This is a genomic window from Dellaglioa sp. CoH-57-MRSF-19 (genome assembly GCF_056781975.1).
Genome location: NZ_JBXAXW010000250.1, coordinates 1 through 284 on the forward strand (window position 1 = coordinate 1; position 284 = coordinate 284).

The 284-nt window shown below is 56.0% G+C and carries 1 protein-coding gene; it reads left to right on the plus strand.

Going from position 1 to position 284, the window contains the following annotated elements; translation table 11 throughout:
• Nucleotides 1–248 (plus strand): hypothetical protein (locus AC1RO3_RS09125; protein ID WP_481764102.1); only part of this gene is annotated, 248 nt, incomplete at its 5' end.
• Between the last annotated feature and the right edge of the window lie 36 nt (nt 249–284).

Consider the following 284-nt stretch of genomic DNA (forward strand, 5'->3'; position numbering starts at 1 on the left):
ATCGTAAGCAGGTACATTTGCGTACTGTATGCGGCTCTGCGCAAGACCCGAAGGTAGCTCGACGCCGGATGAGTGAGATTGAGGCCTCGGGTGTGGCACGAAATCTTGAGATCGTTCCGTGCACCAACCGTCGTGCGGAGCAGTCCCCGCAAAAGACACTCAAGCAAAAACAGCTAGAGGAAAAGATTGAACGAACTCGCAAGAAACTTGCCGAACTGGAACAGCAACGAGCGGGGAGCGCTGCCTAGTATGGGCCCGGGACGCACGGACGTTGTGGCTGTAGT